Genomic DNA, 20,647 nt, shown 5'->3' on the forward strand with positions numbered 1-20,647 from the left:
ATCATGGAAGCCCATCGGCGCCAGGCCGGTCGTGCAGGAGCGGGCGACTCGCTGAAGGTCTTGTTCGCGTTGCTCGGCTGTGGCGGGCCGATGCTGGGAGTGCCAGGCGTCGCCCAGGACCGAGAGTCGCTGGCCGGAGAAGGGGCGGCCCAGGCGCTGAAGCGATCCGCGCAAGCCGAGGCGGACCGGTTCAACATCCGTTATGGCCCGCTTGCGTTGCAACTCGGAGCCGGGGTGCGGGCTGGCTACACGGACAACGTCTTCTACTCACAAACGAATCGTGTGGACGATTTCATCATCAATCCAGAGGTGAATCTGACTGGGTTCATGCAAGTCTCGGAGCTCAATACGCTGAGGCTTTCGGTGGGGGTCGGGTATGAGTACTATTTCGATAACTCCGCGTTGAACGCCGATTCCCCGATGATCAACCCGGATTCGGAGCTGGTCTTCAACATCTTTGCCGGCGATTTTCGCATCCGCCTGCACGAGAGGTTTACCTACCAGGAAACCCTCTTCTACAACACCAGTCCCAGCGGGCAGAATCTGCTCTATAACTTCAATAACGCCGGCATATTCTCCCGCTGGGACAATCGCGCCGGCCTCGATGTGGATTGGGACCTGAACAAGGTCATCCTGTCGGCTGGATACGACCATGAGAACTTTGAGAGTTCGACCTCTGGTTTCGAGTACTTGAATCGGGCGTCGGAGTGGTTCACCGCGAGTGCTGCCCTATTCGTTGGCGACCACGCCAGGGCCGGCGTCGAATCCCGGGCGGGTCTGCACAACTACGACACTGAGACTACGTTGAATGACCATTGGCAGGTCCGGGCCGGCCCTTTCGCAGAATTCACGCTCCCGGAGCAGTTCTCCTTTCGGGCGGGGGGCGGATACGACACCGCGCAATATGACGCCGCGGGTGACGACAGTGATTTCCAGTCCTACTATGCCTATGGCCGGCTCAGCCAGGAAATGCGCTTCGGCACGCATGCCCTTGCCGCCGGGCATGAAACCCTGCTGGGCGACAATGCCAATAACATGCGGACCACCTACGTCCGCTACTCCATCTCTTCGCCCGTGGTTGAGCATGTCGAGTTGGGGGCGAGCGCGGCGGTCCATTTCAACAAGGAGTTCGGCGGCGCTTTCACCGAGGAATTCACCTACTACGTGATCGGGCTCAGGGCCGGATTCCAATTTCATAAGTACTGGCGGGCGGACCTGGGCTATGAGTTTATCCAGAAGTTCTCGGATTTGCCGGACAGGGATTACTACAGAAATCGCGTCACTGTGGGCGTGACGTTCACCTTTTGATTTATGAGGCTCTTCGTATCGTTCATCACCCTTTGCCTGTGCGGGCAGGCGTTCGACACGCCCGGGGCGGAGCGGGATCCGAGGGATCCTCGCTTTGAAGTCTTGCCAACGCGAGCCGGCGCGTTGCCGCTGGTTGTGGCTGCCAGCAGCAAGCCCGCCCCCGTCGAAACAGCCAGGACAAATGAAGCTGTGCTGCCGGAGGCGGCCAAGCCCACACCTCCCGCGGCCGAGCAACAGAAGCTGGGGCCGGGCGACCGCATCAGCTATCGTGTCATCGAGGACCAGGATGAGCCGCGCTCGCTGACCATCACGGACTCTGGCGATTTGGAAGTGCCTTACTTCGGGCTGATTCACGCGGCCGGGAAGACCAGTCTCCAGTTGGCGAGCGAGATCAAGGCCCGGCTGGAGGAAAAGCTCTATCACCAGGCCAGCGTCATCATTGCGGTCGAACTGGTCAACCGGACGCGAGTCACCGGCAAGGTATATGTGACTGGCCAGGTGCGCAACAAGGGTGGCTACGATATTCCGGCGGGCGAGGCCCTGACCGTGAGCAAAGCGATTCTCAACGCCGGGGGATTTAGCGACTTCTCCGACAAGAAAAATGTCCGCCTGGTGCGGAAGACCCCCCAGGGGCAGCAGACTTCCGTGGTCAATGTGGTGAACGTCTGGGACAAGGGAAGACTGGAGGAGGACCTTGTCGTCCAGCCGGATGATTTGATCGTCGTGCCCGCGCGTCTGTTGAACTACTGACACGGAGCGCGCTATGGATAACAAGCATCAGCTTTTCACGCCGACCGTTGACCTGTTCGCGCCTTCCGACCGGTTTGCGTCGAGCTCGCGCCTCTACGGCCGGTTGCACCGGTGGCAGCTTCTCCTCCGCAGGTGCTGGTGGGTTGTGGGACTGATCCTGGTCCTGGTGGTGGTGCCGGCCTATTTCTACAGCGCGGAATTGCCCGTGACTTATCAGTCCAAGGCCAGGATGTGGCTGGCGGGCCGGGTCAACCTCAGCGAGGGCCGGCTTTACACCGAGGAGCTGATGGATTACCTGGCCACGCAGTCCGAACTGCTCAGCAGTTCGACGGTCCAAAACCGCGCGCTGGCACGCTTGCGCGCCCAGCACACGAACAACTTCCAGGCCGCGGTTTCCGCGGACCGCAAGTCCGGCTTCGCGCCCGTGCAGAAGACCAAGGCTTTTGTGAAGCGCCTGGCGGGCCTGGACAGGGCTGGAACCAAGGCTTCGGAAGAGGTGTTTCCCTTCAAGTTGAAGGTAACCGAATCCTCCAAGAGCAGCATTTTAGAGCTGCGCGCCACGGGCCCGCAGCCGGCCTCCACCCGCGCCTTTCTGAACTGCCTCATGGCCGAGTATTTCGCTTTCAAGAAGGAGAATCGCGAGAACGCCTCCGACCGGACCCTCTCTTTAGTCACTGGCGAGGCCCATCAACTGGCGGCGGAACTGAAGGCGCAACAGGCGAAATTGCACGCGTTCCAGAGTTCGAACAATGTGGTGCTGCTCCAGGAACAAGGCAATAGCGCGGGCAACTACCTGGCCCAACTCAACGGGCAGCTCGCCGCGCTCCGCACCCAGCTCCAACTGCTCGAGCGCTTGGACCCCGAGCAGTGGATTGATGAGCAATCCCGGCGCGCCGCCGGGGGCACCGGCGCGCCCGCGGAAGCCGCAGCCCGGGAAGCAATGGCCGGGGTGGCCGGCCCACAGGCGGACTTGTTCCGGGCCAACCAGCAGGCGCAATTACTCAAAGCCCGGCGCGACGAGCTCGCGCGCTTCCTGCGGCCGCTCCATCCCAAGATCGCCAGGCTGAATGAAGAGATTGCGACCCAGGAGAAACTGGTGGGAATCTCCAAGGCCGAGGCCCTCAGACAATTCACGAACCGCCGGCAGGCGCTCCAGGTGGAGGTCAAGAACCTGGAGGCGGCCATTGAGGAATGGGATCTCAAGGCGCTCGAATCCAGCCGCAAGATTGCTGATTACGAGAGCATGCGGCTCGATCTGCAGCGGCTTCAGACGGCGTATGACCGCCTCTTCGGGGTCATGCAAACCGTGGATGTCGGCAAGACAGTGGACCAGGAGAACCTCGCCGTCCTCGAAGCAGCCTCCGCGGCCGATCCGGTCAATCGCATGGTTCTGAACATGCTGCTCGCGATATTTGCCGCTGTGGCGCTGAGCTTCGCCTGCCTGTATTGCCTGGGGTTGATGGATGACCGGTTCGCCTCCCTGACCGAGCTGTCCGGCTGCCTGTCGGCGGAGGTGCTGGGGCAGGTGCCCGCGATCTCCCTCAAGAATCCCAAAGGCCAGCTAAGCGCGCAGTTCCTGCAGCGGCAGCGGTTCGAGTTTCTGGAGTCTTTTCGGACGATTCGTTCCTCCCTGATGTTCATGAGCAATGGCCAAACCAGGCCCAAGACCATTCTCCTGACCAGCTCCGCGCCCCGGGAGGGCAAATCCACCGTCTCGCTTTACCTTGCCGCGACTCTGGCTTTGGGCAACTCGCGGGTGCTGCTGATTGATGCGGACATGCGCCGCTCGTCGCTGCATAAGTTTTTCGGGGCCAAGTCCGGCCCCGGCCTGGCGGAAATACTGAGCCGGGAAATCTCCCCGGCCCGGGCGATTGTCCCTTCCAGCATGGAGAACCTCTCGCTTCTTCCCGCCGGGTCGGCCAGACGAAACCCCGGCGAGCTGGTCTTAAGCCCGGAATGGACGCGGTTCGTGGGGGAGGTCTATCCCCGGTATGATTACATCCTCATTGATTCGCCCCCCCTCCTGGCGACGGACGACGCCGCGGTTCTCGCTCCCCGAGTGGATGGCGTAGTGATGATAGTCCGCGGCTCCTACACGTCGGCCCGGATGGCGCGACGCGCATTGGACCTGTTGCGGCAGCGTCAGGCGCACGTGCTTGGGCTGGTGCTCAACCGCGCCCGCTCTTCGACTTCCGAATATCATTACCACCAACATTACCGGAATACGTATGAGTGGCATCCCCAGCCGGCCGAACCAGCTCCCGCGTTAACTTGTGACGTGGCTGCGTCCAACCATGGCCCCCGGTGAGGTTGAGCCTGCCGATGTCCCCGACTGCAACAGCAGCCGTCGCGCCACGTACCGCCGCGGCCAGACCCCGGTGCCGGCGGTTCGGCATCAACCTGGCGAGCAACATCGCGCAGTTGGGGCTGACCATGGTTATCGGCGCCTGGTACGTCCCTTACCTGGTCAGCAACCTGGGTCCGGCCGCCTATGGCCTGATCCCGCTGGCCAGTTCCATCACCGCTTACATGAGTCTGATTACCTTCGGCCTCAACTCGGCTGTGGGACGCTCTCTCACCATTGCGCTGGAGCGCGAGGATCATGCGAAAGCCAACCTGGTATTCAACGTCTCGCTCTGGGGCAGCCTTGTTCTGTGCGCCCTGCTCCTGCTGCCCGCCATTGCGACGGTGGTTCACGTGCAGCATCTGCTGCGGATTCCGCCTGGTTACGAAACCGCCACCCGCTGGCTTTTCGTGGGGACGATCGCCGCATTCCTGCTGAATCAGCTTAAGACCCCATTCGGGGTGCCGTGTTTCTCCCGCAACCGGCTGGATTTGGAGAACCTTGTCGTTATTTGTGAAACGCTCACCCGGGTGGGGCTCGTGGTTTGCCTCTTTGCCCTGTTCACGCCGAGGATCGAGTTCGTGGGCGCGGGCATACTGGCGGGGACCGTGGTTTCCACCGTGGGGATGGTTTGGCTCTGGCGGTTGCTCACCCCCACGCTTCGTGTCCGGCTCCGCGATTTCGACTGGGGCATGCTCAAGAGCCTGTGCGGCACGGGCGGCTGGGTCATCATCAGTCAAATAGGCGTGATCTTGTACCTGAACATAGACCTGCTGGTTGCCAATCGCCTGTTCGGGGCTGAGCCGACCGGGCGTTACGCGGCGGTCCTGCAACTCCCGGCATTGCTGCGTTCGGTGTGTATCGCCGTGGGCGGGATTTTCGCCCCGACGATGTTCCACATCTTCGCCGGCGGTGACATGAAGGAATTGGTGGCGTACCTGAACCGCGCGATCAAATTCGTTGGCCTCGTTATTGCCCTGCCCATTGGGCTGGTTTGCGGGTTCGGCGAGCCACTGCTCAGATTGTGGCTCGGTCCCAGCTTCGGCAGCCTGGCTCCCCTGCTCTTTTTGATGGCGATTCATCTCTGCATTAACCTGGCAGTGTATCCCCTTTACGCGGTGCCTTTGGCCGCAAATCGGGTGAAAATCCCCGGGCTGGTCACGCTGGGAATCGGGTTCGCCAATTTGCTGCTGGCGCTTTTCCTTGCCGGCTACCTCGACTGGGGCCTGTATGGCCTGGCTGCGGCAGGCGGCATTACCCTGACCGTCCGGCATCTGCTGTTCACCCCGATGTATGGAGCGCGCATCCTCAAACAACCTTACAAGACGTTCTACCGGGAAATCCTTCCGGTTGTGCTCGCCACGGGAGCCGTCGTCGGGGTTTGCCGGCTGATCCTGACAAATTGGTCCATCGTCAGTTGGGCCGGCCTGGCGGCGGCGAGCCTGGGCGTGTCCCTGTTGTATGCCGCCCTGGTTTACTTCCTGTTGTCGCCGGAAGAACGAGTCGCATTGAAAGGATTTATTCAGCAGCGCCGGGGTGGAAATCAGCCGGCCAGTTGAGCTGCATCACCCGCTGCCTTGGCATGAATTGGAGGAAGCCAGTTTACTTCTCCTACGCTTCGCTGCGTGGCTATTGCTTTCCGGCATACCTGGCCGGTTACGCGCGGGCGCGGGAGCGCGGCGGGGCGGACGACACCACATCGGCGGCCCTGGGCCGGCTCCTCCAGCATTGCCGGGAGAAGGTTCCCTACTATGCCGATCTGCTGCAGGAAACAGGATGCGGCCCAACCCCGTCCTGTGATCCGCGGGAGGAGCTGCTCCGCCTCCCGGTTCTCAAGAAGCAGACCATTCGCGCCAACTTCGATAAGCTCCAATCCACTGACCTGGCCGGCAGAAAGTGGTCGTACAACACATCCGGGGGTTCGACTGGAGAGCCCGTTCGCCTCATTCAGGACTCGGATTATGAGGACCGCAGCGCGGCGATCAGCCTGCTCTATTATCGCGCTCTGGGGTATGAGGTCGGCCAGCCCATGGTCAGGCTTTGGGGGGCGGAACGGGATATCGAGTGCGGCACGCGGTCACCCAAGGCGCGTTTCTTTAACTGGCTGACCGACACCACCTGGATGAACGCATTTCACCTGTCGCCGGAGCGCATGCGGCAATACGTCGCGACGTTGAATCGGCTGCGTCCGCGCCTGATCCTCGCCTACGCGCAGGCGGCATACGAGCTGGCTCGGTTCGTCGAGCGGGAGAAGCTGGTGCTGGAACCGCAGCGAGCCGTCGTCACTTCAGCCGGCACACTCTACCCGTTTATGCGCGAGAAGATCGCCCGGGTTTTCGGCTGCAGGGTCTACAACCTATACGGCTCGCGGGAGGTGAGTGACATTGCCTGCGAGATTCCGGGCGCGGAAGGCCTTTGGGTTGCGCCGTGGGGCAACTTCGTTGAAATCCTGGATGATCAAGGAATGCCCGTGCCACCGGGCGAGGAGGGGAACATTGTGGTGACCTGCCTGACGAACTACGCCATGCCCCTGGTCCGCTACTGGATCGGGGATCGCGGGTCGTTGGGGCCGGATCGGACCCTGGGGGGCTCGCGCCAGCAATTCCTCCGGCACGTGGCTGGCCGCAACGTGGACGCCTTCAGAACGCGCGATCAGACGCTGGTGGACGGCGAGTATTTCACCCACCTCCTCTATTTCCGGCCCTGGGTGTCGAAATTCCAGGTGGTTCAACGGAGCCATGAGGACGTTCTGTTCAAGGTGGTCCGGGCCAACGGCGAGCCGCCCGAAAGCGAACTCGCGGACATCGCTGGCAAGGTGCGGCTGGTGATGGGCCCCGCCTGCCGGGTTGGTTTCGAATTCCCGTCCAGCCTGCCGCCGCATCCATCCGGCAAGTACCGGTACACTATTTCGGAAGTCGCCGCCTGAGCGCGGGCACGCGGCTGGCGCAAGGGGATGAGGGGCGCTCAATTTACGCCATATGCATATCTACAAGTCACGTTTTCTGGTGCGCGGGGAGGTTTGGTTCGAGCACGAGCCGGATTCGACCCCGGTGGATTGGATTTTTTACCACCAGCGCAGCCGCCCGGTACCGGGCGCCAGGTGGAAATACTTTTACACGATTGTGCTGGATCTCGGTTTGAGCCCGGAGGTCTTGCGACGAGGCTTGAACAACTCCACCGCCTACCATATCAGACGGGCGCGGGACAGGGACCGAATCGTCTGTGAGCGCGCGAACCCGGTCAGCCGGGAGATGCTCGACGCGTTCGAGGCCGCTTACCATCGCTTTGCGGGGATCAAGGGCCTGCCCCCCCTCGACCGGCAGTGGCTGGACCAATTGGCCAGCGACGGGTTCCTGGAGCTATCGCTTGCCCGGGACCCGGAAGGAAAGCCGCTGGCTTACCATGCATACTACATTGACTCCGACCGAAGCTGCCTGCTGCACACGTTCTCCCTGCATCAAGAGCTGGCCGACAGCGCGGCGCGGAACGCCATTGGCCGGGCTAACCGTTACCTCTTCTGGTGCGACATCCTTCGCCATCAGGAACAGGGTCTGAAGCGGTTCGACTTCGGAGGGTGGTACCCCGGCAAGACGGATCGGGAGCTGCTCGACATCAACCGATTCAAGGAAGGATTCGGCGGGCAGGTGGTGCGCGAGTACAATTGTGAGCAAATCCTCTCCCTTAAAGGCCGGGCGGTGCTTGCCGCCGCTGCCTTGCTGAGCTGGGGGAAGGGACTTCCCGCGGCGCTGCGATTCGGCCGGAAGGCGCGCGGCGCGGAGACGGAGACGGCCGGGGCCGACGCGCAGTCGCCGACGGCTTCGCCCGGGGCGGAGGCGCCTGCCCTGTCGGCGCCGGAAATGGCGCGATAAGGTCAGCATGGTCATTGATCATATCGGGATAGTGGTGCCTTCCCTGGAGAAGGCTTTGCCCCAGTGGGAGGCCCTTTTCGGATATCGCCGGAATTCCGACATAGTGCTGAACACCCGCCAGAAGGTCCGGGTGGTGTTTCTGTCCAGGCAGGATTCCCTGACCGTGAAGTTGATTGAGCCTTCATCGCCGGATTCGCCGGTCTTCCAAGCCGCCCGCAAAGGAGGCGGGCTACATCATTTGTGTTTTCGATGCTCTGGCCTGCCAGCGGAGCTTGCGCGGCTCCAGAGTCAGGGGGCGCGATTGATCGTGCCGCCGCAGCCGGGCGAGGCCTTCCGGAACCACCCGATCGCCTTCCTGCTGGCGGGAAACAATCTCAACATCGAATTGATTGATACCCTGGAAAAGCAGGGGTGGGGCGCCGCCGGACCCGAGGCTTCGGGCGGCGATGTCCGGCCCGCCGACCGTAACTTAAACCCGCCGGACTTCGCGAGCTCCGGCATCGGCTTCCGCGCTGTCGTGGGTCAGCCGATTCCGTGACCCGAGAGGGAAGGTACTGCAGCTGCGTGGCTGCCTAACTGGATGTTCGTCTATAAATCACGGTTTCTGAGTCGTGCCGAGGTCTGGTTTGATGAGACGCCAGACGGCGCGCGGGTGGATTGGATCTACTATCGGCAGAGGTCGTCACCCCTGGCCAAAAGCAGATGGAGGCCATTCCAGACTGTGCTGATAGATTTGCAGAAGACGCCCACGGAGTTGATGGCGATGATGGAGACGAGGACTGCGAGCAGAATCGCCGCGGCACAAGAGAAGGATGGGCTGCGGTGCCGGCGTTGCGATTCAAAAGATGCGAGGGTCCTGGATGAAGTGGAGAAGATGTGGAACCAGTTCGCCCTGGCCCAGAAGACACCGCTTCTGGAGCGGGGTTGGTTCGAGGAGATGAGCAAGGCCGGCGCCCTGGACGTGGTGGCCGCGAGTGATCCGGCGGGAAACCTGCTGGCGTATCACCTCGTCCTGCTCACGACCAAACGCGCCCGGCAATTGATCGCCATTTCTCCCTACAAGCCTTTGCCGAGCGTCGCGTGGCGGAACGCGGTCAGCCGCGCCAACTGCCTGATCCATTGGCACAACTTTCTCAGCTTTCGGGAGCAGGGAATCCGCGAGTTTGACTTTGGCGGCTGGTATCCCGGAACGACGGATATACGGCTGCTCGGGATCAACCGATTCAAGATGAGCCTGGGTGGGAGGGTTGTCAGTGAATACGATGGCGAAGAGCCAATGACCGTCAAAGGGTGGGTCCTGCTCACCGCGGCCCATTTACTGGCCCGGTTCAGGCGCACTCACTCCCCCGCCCGTGCCGATTCGGAGGACAAGGACCATGTCGCACACCTTGAAGAGCACAAAGTATCTCCTGCGTTTTGATGACATTTGCCCGACCATGAACTGGAAAGTTTGGTCGGCCATCGAATCCGCGCTGCGGGAGAGGAATCTCAAGCCGATCCTGGCGGTTGTTCCGGACAACCAGGACCCGGCCTTGCGGGTCGAGGCTCCGGTCGAGGACTTTTGGGAACGCGTCCGAGGCTGGCAGGCCCGCGGGTGGACCATCGCGTTGCATGGTTACCAGCACCGCTACGTGACCTGCCATCCCGGGATTGTTACGCCCAGGAAGAAATCGGAGTTCGCCGGCCTCCCGGCTGCGGAACAGGAGGAGAAGCTCCGCCGCGGGATGAGGATCTTCAAGCATCACGGCCTCAAGCCGGACCTCTGGATTGCCCCGAGCAACTGCTTTGACGCCACCACCGTATCGTTGCTCCACACGGTCGGCATCTCGATGATTTGCGACGGTTGTTTTCGTTTCCCGTTTGTCTGCGAGCGGAACATGTTCTGGATCCCGCAACAGCTCTTTGGCTTCCGGCCGGCGCCAGCCGGCGTGTGGACCGTGTGCTATCACCACAACCAGTGGACCGCCGCGGACCTGCGCCAGTTTCGGGAGGACCTGGACCAGTACGGCCCGGAGATCGCGTCGGTGGACGACGTCGCCCGGGAGTGGCAGGGGCGGAGCTCGTGGTGGTCTTCGTTCATCTGCACCAGCCCGCGCCTCTCCCCGCTGCTCATTCGCTGCCAGCTCAAGCTGGAGGGATGGTGGAGGACGTTGACGGACAGGGTGCAAGCCCCGGCGGGCACGGTTTCGGGCCTGCAGGCGAGGTAGCAATTTCCGGATTATTATGTGTGGCATCGCTGGATTCTGTGATCCGCGCCGGCGCGCGGCCCAAGCGGAGCTGGAGCGCGCCGCCGCCGGGATGGCCGCTGCCTTGCGCCATCGCGGCCCCGACGATCAAGGAACCTGGGCGGACGCGGATGCCGGCGTGGCTTTGGCCCATAGCCGGCTGGCCATCCTGGATCTCAGCCAGGAGGGGCACCAGCCAATGCATTCGGCCAACGGCCGGTTTGTCCTGGTATTCAATGGCGAGATCTACAATTTCCAGTCGCTGCGACGCGAGCTGGAGGACTGCGGCCACACGTTCCGCGGCCATTCGGATACTGAGGTGCTGCTGGCCGCGTTTTGCGCCTGGGGGATTGGCAAGACCGTGCAGCGTTGCATTGGGATGTTCGCCATCGCGGTCTGGGACAGACAATCCCGCAAGCTGCACCTGGTTCGCGACCGGGCGGGGGAGAAGCCCTTGTACTACGGCTGGACGGGAGACGTGTTCGTGTTCGGTTCGGAGCTCAAGGCGCTGCGGGCGCATCCCCGTTGGCGGGCGGCGATCAGCCGCCCCGCGGTCGCCCTGCTGACCCGTTACGGCTACATCCCCGCGCCGTTCTCCATTTATCAGAACATCTACAAGCTCAACCCGGGGTGCGTGCTCACTTTGACCGAGGCGCAGCTCCAGGCCCGGAACGCCGGCAGGCCATACTCATATTGGTCCTTGCGGCAGGCCGCCAGGGAGGGTTTCGCGCGGCCGTTTGCCGGCAAGGAGAGCGAGGCGACGGAGCGGTTGCGCTCGTTGCTGCTCGATTCGGTGCGCCAGCAAATGGTGGCGGATGTCCCCCTGGGCGCTTTTCTCTCGGGCGGCATTGATTCATCGCTGGTGGTCGCCTTGATGCAGGCCCAGAGCCGCCGGCCCGTCAAGACCTTCAGCATCGGCTTCCGGCAGAATGGTTTTGACGAGGCGCCCTTTGCTCGCGCGGTGGCGCGTCACTTGGGCACCGATCACACTGAGCTTTACGTCGAGCCCGGCGAGCTGCGGCAGGTCATCGCCCGGCTGCCGGCCATTTACGACGAGCCTTTTGCCGATTCGTCCCAGATTCCGACCGTGGTGCTGTGCGAGCTGGCGCGATCGCAGGTGACAGTGAGCCTCTCGGGCGACGCCGGCGACGAGCTCTTTGGCGGGTATGGGGCCTATCGGAAAGCGCAGCGAATCTGGTCGGTGCTCGGGCGGATTCCGCTCTCCCTTCGCGGCGGGATGGCGCGCGCGCTGAGATCGGCGGCCGCGTGCGGCCTGGACTTGCGGAGGCGGAGGGGTTCGGTTCCACATTACCTGGGGCGGCTGGCGAATTTCGCGGAGTTGTTGCCGATGCATAGCGACCGGTCGTTATACCAGTTGCTGATGTCTCCCAACCGCGATCCCCTGGCGTGGCTGCGGTACAAGGCGGAGCCGCTAACCAAGTTTGACGACGCGCCGCCCTGGGAGGACTTCCCGGATTTGCTCCGCCGGATGATGTGCCTGGATTTCGTCACTTATCTCCCGGATGACATCCTGGCGAAGGTGGACCGGGCCGCGATGGCCGTGAGCCTGGAGACGCGTATTCCGCTGTTGGACCACCGCGTGATCGAGTTTGCCTGGAGCCTGCCCAACGCGCTCAAGCAGCGGCGCGGGCGCGGCAAGTATCTGCTCCGCCGCGTCCTGCACCAGTATGTGCCCGCGGACCTGGTCGAGCGGCCCAAGCAGGGTTTTGGGGTTCCCATCGCCGCGTGGCTGCGAGGACCCCTGCGGTCGTGGGCCGATGCTTTGTTATCCGCGCCGCGGTTGCGCGAGGAAGGTTTCTTTGACGAACAGACCGTGAGCCTGAAATGGCGCGAGCATCGGGCGGGACAGCGAGACTGGGGACTGGCCTTGTGGCACGTTCTTATGTTTCAAGCCTGGCGGGAACATCAGGCCGTCACGCCGCCGCGCCGGTCGGAGGCGGCCGCCGCCGCGCCGGCCCCAGGCGAGCGCTTCGAGGTATGCCAGCCGTAATCTCAATTGACCGGGGGAGCTTGCCCGCGCTTCCGGGAGCGGAACGTTCCCCGCGCCCGGAGATCGCGCCCGGGCGCAAGTGGTGGAGTTCGGCGCTGAATGAGCCGGAAGCCCTGGTGCGCTGGGCGTTTTACCTGTCGGTGTTTTCCATTCCGTTCACCCGCCTGTATGTTCCCGGCACCGGGGACAGGCTCGGCGCGATCCGGATAGTCCAGATGCTGCTCATGGGCGCGGTTGCGCTGCAGCCTCGCATTTGCCTGCGCTTCCTGCCGGCGGCCCTGCTCTGGTTTGCGGCTTACTGCGTGTTGCGGATTTGCAGCGGGCTGTGGCTGACGCCGGGTTTGCGGGATGCCTGGTGGCCGAGCACTTTCGAATGGTTTCAGTATTCGCTGCCCTGGCTTTGGATGGCGTTCAACCTGTTGCAGTTTCCCAGGCTCCGCCGCGGGGGCTTGTGGGCCTTTGTGTGGGCCAGCTCGCTGTGCGCGTCGCTCCACATCGTGGGCGTTGGCGTCAGCACGGTGGACGACAGCGTGGATGAAGTCCGCACGTCGGTCTTTGGCGAGAATGCGAACGTGGTGGGCGCCACCTATGCCATGGCCCTGATCATCCTGATCGGGCTGGCGATGGCCAACAACGTCAGGTTGAACCAGCGTCTGCTGCTGTTCCCGTTGATTGCGCTGGTGGGGATCGGCATGGCCAAGACCGGTTCCCGGACGGCGATTCTGCTGGTCTTCACCGGAGTTCTGGTGCTGCTTTTTCAGGCTGAACGCTTCTCATCCAGGTCCCGGCGCTACGCGACGTTGATCCTGATCGGCGTGCTGCTGGCCGGGGCGGTCTGGCAGATCCCGACGGTCATGGACCGGTTCCGGGATATTGATCCGCACAATGTCGGGCGGGAGAACCCGCGCGCCCGGATGGCGCCCGTGCTGTGCGAGATGATTCTCCGGAGCCCGATCTACGGCTCCGGCCCCGATCAGTACCAGTACGAACTGACGCGCCGCGCGATGCCCTACCTGATCCAGGAGCAGAAGACCATTGTCGCCCACAATCTTGCGCTGCTGCTGCTCGTGGAGACCGGGATTATTGGGTTTCTGATCTTCGCGACCGGGTTGGGGAAGGCCGTGACGGCGGCGTGGCGCGCGCGGTTTCAGCCTTCGGGTTTGCTGCCCCTGGCGTTGCTGCTGCCGTTTGTGCTGTCGGGATTGACCGTGAACAATCCCACGGGGGATCACGCCTTTTGGTTTGCCGTCGCGTATGCGTTGTCCGGGCAGGCCTGACGGATTGTCCGGAACCTGGTCCCTTGAAGTCTCTGAAGTTGCCGATGACGTCTCCCTGCCAACCTTTGCGTGTGGCGTTGGTGGCCTCCAGCCTGAAGCTGGGGGGCGCGGAGAAGCAGACCGCGTACATCGCTCGCGCCCTGCACGAGGCCGGAACGAACGTGCGGTTCTTTCACCTGGGTGAAGGTGGACATTACGAGCTGTCGCTGCGCCAGATGGGCATCCGCCTCACCCGGTTTTACCGGCGGAACCGGCCGTTGCTGATCATGGCCGGGCTGGCCCGGGCGTTATGGTCTTTTCGCCCCCAGATCGTGTTTGCGCCTCAGTTCGGCGATTTGCATCAGGCCGGTATGGCGGGCCGGCTCTGCCGCGCGCTGACCCTGGGCGGCCTGAGAAGCGACGGTTTCTACGAGCTGAATTACAGCGGGCGCCGGAGCCGGTGGATGCTGCGGCTGGCCCATGGATTGGTTTCGAACTCTCATTGCGCCAGGCGCAATCTCGAGTCCCGCATCGCCAAACCGCCGAAAATTACGATCCTGCCCAATGCGCTGGATCTGCGCGATTTCGATGCCCGCAGCAGAATGCCGCTGCCGGCTGTCATCCCTCCGGACCGGGTTGTGGCGGTTGCCGTCGGGAGCCTGCAACCCGGCAAGCGTTTTGACCGGTTTCTGGACGCATTGGCGATTGCCCGGCGCAAGGCACCCGCTCTGCTCGGCATGGTTGCGGGCGCTGATTGCGGTTCGAGACCTGCCCTGGAACGGCAAGCAGCCAAGCTGGGTCTGACGCCGGGCCACGCGGTTTTTCTTGGTGAATGCAGCCATGTCCCGGCCCTGCTGGTGCAGGCGGGGTTTCTTGTGTTGTGTTCGGAGTACGAGGGTTTTCCGAATGTTATCCTTGAGGCCATGGCGGCCCGTCTGCCCGTGATTACCACGCCGGTGGGGGATGCGGACCGAATCGTGTTGCAGGGGCAGACAGGTTACGTGGTGGAGGGCACTGACGCGCAGGCTATGGCCGAGCGGATGGCCGAACTGGCGCTTTCTCCGGAAACGCGAAAGCGCCTTGGGACGGCGGGGCGCCAGCAAGTGGTCCGGGATTGCGATTTCGAGTCGCTGCGGGCTCGCCTCTTCTCGGTGTTCCGGGATTTTGCCGCTCAGAACCGGCGGTGGCGACTTGTGGAGACGCTGCAAGGCTGGCTTGCCCGTGAGGATGGCGAACGCAGGGCACAAGCGGGTCGGCGGCCTGAGGAATCCCGCAGCCAAGCCGATAAGCGGGATGTGCTCTGTCGAGCCGCCTGAGGAGATGAATCGCCCTGCATTTAGCGCGCAACCCGCTGTGGTCACGGCACTTGCGACGGATTTGGCCCCTGGTGAGGCCTGTTGCGCCGCCTTTCCGACGCAAGTCCCAAAATGATAGTGGTTTACGCGAAATGCGCCTGTTGATGTCAAGGCTGTATCCACGGTGTGGATCCGGTGTGGATCCGGTTAGGATACGGTGGGGATCCCCTGGTGAACGCGTAACTGTTTGTGGTTGCGGCACTTGCCCGGTGGGCTTCCGCGCAACTCTCTGTAATTGTGATGTTGAAGCGACCATCCCTGGTTCCTGGCGGACCCTGGATGAGAAAGGACGCTCGTTGTGAGTTTTCATCTCGACTACCCCCGTGATCTGAAAATCTGTTTCCTGGCGGGAACGCTGGAGCACGGCGGAGCGGAGCGGCAGCTTTACTACATGCTCCAAGCCCTCTGCCGGAGTGGAGTGGCGCCGCGGCTGCTGTGTTTCGATCGGGGTGAGTTTTGGGAGGAGCCCATTCGTTCGCTTGGCGTGCCGGTGACCTGGGTGGGGCAACGCCAGTCCCGGCTGATCCGGCTGCTTCGTGTTTTGCGCGAGCTTCGGAGCGACCCTCCCGCACTGTTCCAAAGCCAGCACTATTTTGCCAACGCCTGCGTCGGCCTGGCTTCCTTGCTGCTGGGTGTGAACGGGGTTGGTGCCATCCGCAACGAGGAAACGGCGGAACGGCGAATGAACGGAACTCTTGGCGGCTGGCTCAATCTCCACCTGCCGCCGGTCATTGCGGCCAACAGCCGCCTGGCGATCAGGCAGGCAATCGGCCGGGGCATTCGCCCCTCGCGCCTGTTTTTCCTGCCTAACGTGGTGGATACGGAGCGCTTCAAACCGGCTGAGAACTCGCCGGCACGACCGCTGACCTTGCTGGCGGTCGGGCGATTGACAAAGCAGAAGAGGCTGGACCGTTTCATCGCCGCGCTGGCGCATTTGCGGCGGAGGCTGGGCCTGGAGGTGCGGGGGTGGATCGCTGGTCCGCCCCAGGACCGGCGGTTGCGAGCCGAACTCGAGGCTCAGGCCGCCCAACTCGGCTTGTTGCCCGGGGGGCTGCAGTTCATGGGAGGCGTTTCCAACATGGCGCAATTGTATCAGGAGGCCGATGTCTGTGTGCTCACGTCGGATTTCGAGGGCACGCCCAACGCATTGCTCGAAGCGATGGCCTCGGGCTTGCCGGTTGTGGCCACGAAGGTGGGCGGGGTTCCGGAGATCGTGCAGCATGGCACGACGGGCCTGGTGGTCGAGCGCGAGGACGCGGAAAGCCTTGTGGCGGCGCTGGCCGAGTTGGTCAGAAACGCTTCGCAAAGAACGGAAATGGGCCGGCGCGCGCGGGAATACGTTGTGCAGAACTACTCGCTGGAGCGTCTGCCCGCTTATTTGGACGATCTGTATGATCGGGCGCTGCCTGAGCGGCGTTCCTGGAAGCTGGGCTTCGTCCAAGGCGCTCCGGTCTGAGGGGCCAATCGCTGTTTCCACCACTTTTTCTTCAGCCCAGATCCTATGGCGAATCTCGCGGCCACGTTATTGCTCGCGCTGGTGCGGCGCGCAAAAGGAGGGGGTGTCATCGTCAACGAACATACCCTCTCGAGGGCTGAGACGGCCTTCCACGTGGAAGTGCTTGGCCGATGGTTTGATTTCATCCGCCTTGAGCACTTGCCGCACCGGCTGGCCCGCCCGCGACGAAAGCCGTTCTGCCTCCTGACATTCGACGATGGCAAGCGCAGCAACTTTACCGAGACGGCGCCGGAGCTGGAGCGCCGGCAGGTGCCGGCGGTCTTTTATATCACGACCGAGCCGGTGACCAATGGCTCGTGCTTCTGGTTCGACCGGCGCGAGCAGTTGGTGCGGGCGCTCGGCCATTGTCCGGCAGGGCTGGAGATTGACACTCTCAAACAACTGCCGTTCGACACGCTGATGCGGCGGCTGGATCGGGCCTGGGCGGAGCATGGGTCCGAGCCGGAGATTGAATCCGATGACCTGCGGCCGATGACCTGGGATGAGGTCCGGAATTTGCACCAGCGCGGGTTTACCATCGGGGCGCACGGATTGACGCATGCGATTCTGACGCGCGAGACGAGGAAGCGGGCCTACGCCGAAATCGAAGCCAGCCTCGCCAGGGTGTCTGAGGAGATCGGCGCGCCGTGCACGACGTTCGCCTTCCCGAATGGCAACCACAACCCGGCCTTGGCGCAGCACGCGTTTTGCTCCGGCGCCCGCACCGCCATGACCACCGAGCCGATGTGGGCGGACAAGACCGCATCGCTTTCGCGACTGCCGCGCATACAGCTTTTCGGCGGGGCCTCGCGGGCGCGGATTGAATCCAAGATCGCCCTGGCGGCCTTCAAGGGAGTACTGGCCAGCCCGGACGGCAACGGCAGGCGCTACCGGGCCGCGGCCGGCAACGCTGCGCCGTTCCCTTTGCGAGTGCCCGTTTCCGACGCGGGCTGCTGACGAATGTTCTGTTGGTGTAGCGCGGATTTGAGTTAACGAACAACGGGTGAGCGGTCTGCCTCAAGGGCAGAGAGATCGAAACAGAGGAGGTATTCATGTGTGGAATTGCCGGCATAGTTGATTTCGACAACGAGGGGATCGTTGCCGAAAGCGAGATGCGCAGGATGCTGGCTACGCTGCGCAACCGCGGCCCCGATCAGTTTGGCATCTACCTGGACCGGGGGGTGGCGCTGGGCAACAGCCGCCTGAGCATCATTGATCTGGCCAGCGGCCAGCAGCCAATCTCGAACGAAGACGGCTCCATGTGGATTGTCTTCAACGGGGAGATCTTCAATTATGTCGAGCTGCGGCCGGAGTTGGAGGCGCTCGGCCACCGGTTCTCCACCGACTCCGACACGGAGGTTCTGCTGCACATGTACGAGCAGTTCGGGCCGCGATGCCTGGAACGCCTCAATGGCCAGTTCGCGTTCGCGGTGTGGGATAACCGGACCAAGACGTTGTTTCTCGCCCGGGACCGGTTGGGCGTTCGACCGCTGTTCTACGCTGTCCGCGGGCAGCGGCTTGTTTTTGGCTCGGCCATCAAGACGCTGCTCACGCAGCCGCGGGTCAGCGCGGAGATTGACACGGCAGTCCTGGACCAGGTGTTCACTTTTTGGGCGCCGCTCTCGCCGCACACGATCTTCCGCCATATCCAGGAGATTCCGCCAGGGCACTTTCTGGTTGCCCGGCATGGGGAGATCAACGTGAAGCCATACTGGCAACTGGACTTCCCGGATGCCAAATCAATGCAACCGCGGGGAGCGTCAGGTGCGGAGCAGCACCTGGAGGAGTTATCCACGCTGCTGGTTGACGCAATCCGCATTCGTCTGCGGGCGGATGTGCCGGTTGGCGCCTATCTGAGCGGGGGCCTGGATTCGTCCCTGATTGCCGCCCTGGTCCGGAATTCCACGGCGAATCGCCTGTCAACTTTCTCCATCGCCTTTAGCGACGCGCAATACGACGAAAGCGCACACCAGACCCGGATGGCTCGGTTCCTGGGGACCGAGCACCAGGTAGCCTGCGTAACGCATGGGGATATAGGACGAGTGTTCCCGGAGGTGGTGTGGAATGCGGAAGCGCCCCTCATGCGGACGGCACCCGCGCCGATGTTCCTGCTGTCAAAGCTGGTTAGGGACAGCGGCTTCAAGGTCGTCCTGACCGGCGAAGGCGCCGATGAGTTTCTCGCGGGTTACGACATATTCAAAGAGGCCAAGGTGCGCCGGTTTTGGGCCCGGCAGCCGGATTCGATTCGGCGTCCTATGCTTCTTCGGCGGCTGTATCCGGACATTGCGGGCTTATCCGGGAGCAGTGCTTCGTTGCTATCCGCATTCTTTAGAGAGGGCCTGACGCGGCTCGATAATCCCGAATACTCGCATGCGGTGCGTTGGCGGAACAATCAACGGACGCGCAGGTTTTTTACGGACGACGTGCTGCACAGCGCCGCGCCGCGCAACGGCCGGTTTCTGGCGGCGGAGCTGCCTGGCCGTTTCGGCGCGTGGGACGACCTGGCAAGGGCCCAGCACCTCGAGATCAGTATCTTCCTCTCCCAGTACCTTCTCTCCTCGCAGGGCGACCGGATGGCAATGGCTAATTCGGTTGAAGGACGTTTCCCGTTCCTGGACTGCCGTGTTGTCGAGTTTTGCAACCGCTTGCCGGCTAATCTCAAGCTGCGAGCGCTCACCGAGAAATACCTCTTGCGGAAACTGGGTGCGCGCTGGTTGCCCGAGGAGGTTTGGGGCCGTCGCAAGCGCCCGTACCGCGCCCCGATTCACCGGAGTTTCTTCGGCCAGCCGAATCTGGATTACGTTGAGGAGCTGCTTTCGCCTGCGGAGCTGAGGCGTTCCGGCCTGTTCCGGCCCGCGGCGGTCGCCCAGCTTGTCCGGAAAATCCAGGAGGGAAAGCCCCTGGGCGAAACCGACGACATGGCGCTGGTCGGCATCATTTCCACCCAACTGCTACATCACCAATTCGTAACCAACATCAACCTGCCCCCGCCGATTTCGGACGCTGACTGTGTCAAAGTCTGTGTGGGTCCGGGGGCATCAAACCAAAAGTTCGAGCATGAAATTCACCAGGAATGTACTTGTAATTGATCCTGCCGCTGAGGCGGATCGCATCGTCCAATCGCTTCGGCAGCAGGTCCAAAAGGTCTTGCGGCGCTATGGGGGAGTGGTGGGGATAAGCGGCGGCGTTGATTCGGCCGTGGTCTGCTCACTGTGCGTGCGTGCCTTTGGCCCCGAGAAGGTCGTTCCGATCATCATGCCGGACAAGGACTCCGATCCGATCAGCGAGCGCCTTGCCCGGCAGCTGGCACGCCAACTCGAGGTCGAGCCCATCCTCGAAAACGTCACCCCGGCCCTCGAGGGATTTGGCTGCTACCGCCGGCGGGACGAGGCCATTCGGCGGGTCTTCCCGGAATACGATCCGGCGGCCGGGTACAAGGCGAAGATTGTGCTGCCGCAGAACCTCCTTCAAGAAAGCAGCCTTAACGCCTTTTCGGTCACCATCGTCGCGCCCGATGGCGAAGAGCGCAACGCGCCGTTGCCGGTGCGGGATTTCCTGCAAATCGTCGCCGCCTCAAACCTCAAGCAGCGAACCCGTATGGCCACCCTCTACTACCATGCAGAACTGCGCAACTTCGCTGTGATTGGGACGGCAAACAAGAACGAGCATGACCAGGGATTCTTCGTGAAATACGGCGATGCCGGGGTGGACATCAAGGCCATCGGCCACTTGTATAAGACCCAGGTCTATCAGTTGGCTGAATATCTCAACGTCCCGAAGGCCATCCGGGAACGGCCGCCGACCTCTGACACCTACAGCGCGGCCTGCACCCAGGAGGAGTTCTTTTTCAGGCTGCCCTTCGATCTCATGGACCTGCTTTGGTACGCGCAGGAGCACAACATTCCTGCCGCGGAGGTGGCCCGGGTCATGGAACTGCAGGAAGTTCAGGTCCGGCGGGCCTATGAGGATTTCTCCCGCAAGTTCCGCACTACAAACTACCTTCGGATGCATCCTTTGGAAATCAACTAGACACA

16 protein-coding genes are annotated in these 20,647 nt (G+C 62.7%); all 16 read left to right on the forward strand.

The genetic code is table 11. The annotated features are described in order from the left end of the window. Positions 1-3: 3 nt before the first annotated feature. The 16 genes from P5205_00400 to nadE all read left to right on the forward strand — a co-directional run bounded on the left by P5205_00400 (position 4) and on the right by nadE (position 20,642). Entirely contained in the window at positions 4-1,308 is a 1,305-nt protein-coding gene (locus P5205_00400; GenBank protein ID HSA08811.1) for a hypothetical protein, read from the forward strand. A 3-nt stretch (positions 1,309-1,311) separates the two neighbouring features. After that, a complete protein-coding gene (locus tag P5205_00405; protein HSA08812.1) occupies positions 1,312-2,058 on the forward strand; it encodes a polysaccharide biosynthesis/export family protein in 747 nt (248 codons plus the stop codon). A gap of 13 nt (positions 2,059-2,071) precedes the next feature. Next, positions 2,072-4,366 carry a polysaccharide biosynthesis tyrosine autokinase gene (locus P5205_00410; protein ID HSA08813.1) on the forward strand — a complete coding sequence of 765 codons (2,295 nt, stop codon included), beginning with the start codon at positions 2,072-2,074 and terminating at the stop codon, positions 4,364-4,366. A 14-nt stretch (positions 4,367-4,380) separates the two neighbouring features. After that, positions 4,381-5,961 carry a lipopolysaccharide biosynthesis protein gene (locus P5205_00415; GenBank protein ID HSA08814.1) on the forward strand — a complete coding sequence of 527 codons (1,581 nt, stop codon included), beginning with the start codon at positions 4,381-4,383 and terminating at the stop codon, positions 5,959-5,961. Positions 5,962-5,984: 23 nt separating this feature from the next. Next, on the forward strand, positions 5,985-7,328 hold the full coding sequence (locus P5205_00420) for a phenylacetate--CoA ligase family protein (protein ID HSA08815.1): 1,344 nt from the start codon (positions 5,985-5,987) through the stop codon (positions 7,326-7,328). 52 nt (positions 7,329-7,380) lie between these two features. Then, positions 7,381-8,271 carry a hypothetical protein gene (locus P5205_00425; protein ID HSA08816.1) on the forward strand — a complete coding sequence of 297 codons (891 nt, stop codon included), beginning with the start codon at positions 7,381-7,383 and terminating at the stop codon, positions 8,269-8,271. A 7-nt stretch (positions 8,272-8,278) separates the two neighbouring features. Further along, positions 8,279-8,809 carry a VOC family protein gene (locus tag P5205_00430; GenBank protein ID HSA08817.1) on the forward strand — a complete coding sequence of 177 codons (531 nt, stop codon included), beginning with the start codon at positions 8,279-8,281 and terminating at the stop codon, positions 8,807-8,809. A 42-nt stretch (positions 8,810-8,851) separates the two neighbouring features. Continuing rightward, positions 8,852-9,691, forward strand: coding sequence for a hypothetical protein (locus P5205_00435; GenBank protein HSA08818.1), 840 nt, complete (start codon positions 8,852-8,854; stop codon positions 9,689-9,691). Between the two features lie 16 nt (positions 9,692-9,707). Next, on the forward strand, positions 9,708-10,478 hold the full coding sequence (locus tag P5205_00440; GenBank protein HSA08819.1) for a DUF2334 domain-containing protein: 771 nt from the start codon (positions 9,708-9,710) through the stop codon (positions 10,476-10,478). Positions 10,479-10,494: 16 nt separating this feature from the next. After that, a complete protein-coding gene (asnB, locus tag P5205_00445; protein HSA08820.1) occupies positions 10,495-12,507 on the forward strand; it encodes an asparagine synthase (glutamine-hydrolyzing) in 2,013 nt (670 codons plus the stop codon). Then, positions 12,495-13,784, forward strand: coding sequence for an O-antigen ligase family protein (locus tag P5205_00450; GenBank protein ID HSA08821.1), 1,290 nt, complete (start codon positions 12,495-12,497; stop codon positions 13,782-13,784). Before asnB (P5205_00445) ends, P5205_00450 begins: the two co-directional genes overlap by 13 nt. A 71-nt stretch (positions 13,785-13,855) precedes the next feature. After that, positions 13,856-15,079 carry a glycosyltransferase family 4 protein gene (locus P5205_00455; protein HSA08822.1) on the forward strand — a complete coding sequence of 408 codons (1,224 nt, stop codon included), beginning with the start codon at positions 13,856-13,858 and terminating at the stop codon, positions 15,077-15,079. 337 nt (positions 15,080-15,416) lie between these two features. Continuing rightward, positions 15,417-16,574 carry a glycosyltransferase family 4 protein gene (locus P5205_00460; protein ID HSA08823.1) on the forward strand — a complete coding sequence of 386 codons (1,158 nt, stop codon included), beginning with the start codon at positions 15,417-15,419 and terminating at the stop codon, positions 16,572-16,574. Between the two features lie 45 nt (positions 16,575-16,619). Beyond that, on the forward strand, positions 16,620-17,570 hold the full coding sequence (locus tag P5205_00465; GenBank protein ID HSA08824.1) for a polysaccharide deacetylase family protein: 951 nt from the start codon (positions 16,620-16,622) through the stop codon (positions 17,568-17,570). Between the two features lie 95 nt (positions 17,571-17,665). Next, positions 17,666-19,702, forward strand: a complete 2,037-nt coding sequence (asnB, locus tag P5205_00470; protein HSA08825.1) for an asparagine synthase (glutamine-hydrolyzing) — start codon at positions 17,666-17,668, stop codon at positions 19,700-19,702. Next, entirely contained in the window at positions 19,671-20,642 is a 972-nt protein-coding gene (gene nadE, locus P5205_00475) for an NAD(+) synthase (GenBank protein HSA08826.1), read from the forward strand. Before asnB (P5205_00470) ends, nadE begins: the two co-directional genes overlap by 32 nt. Positions 20,643-20,647: the final 5 nt, after the last annotated feature.

The sequence above is a fragment of the Candidatus Paceibacterota bacterium genome (assembly GCA_035452965.1).
GTDB lineage: Bacteria > Verrucomicrobiota > Verrucomicrobiia > Limisphaerales > UBA8199 > UBA8199.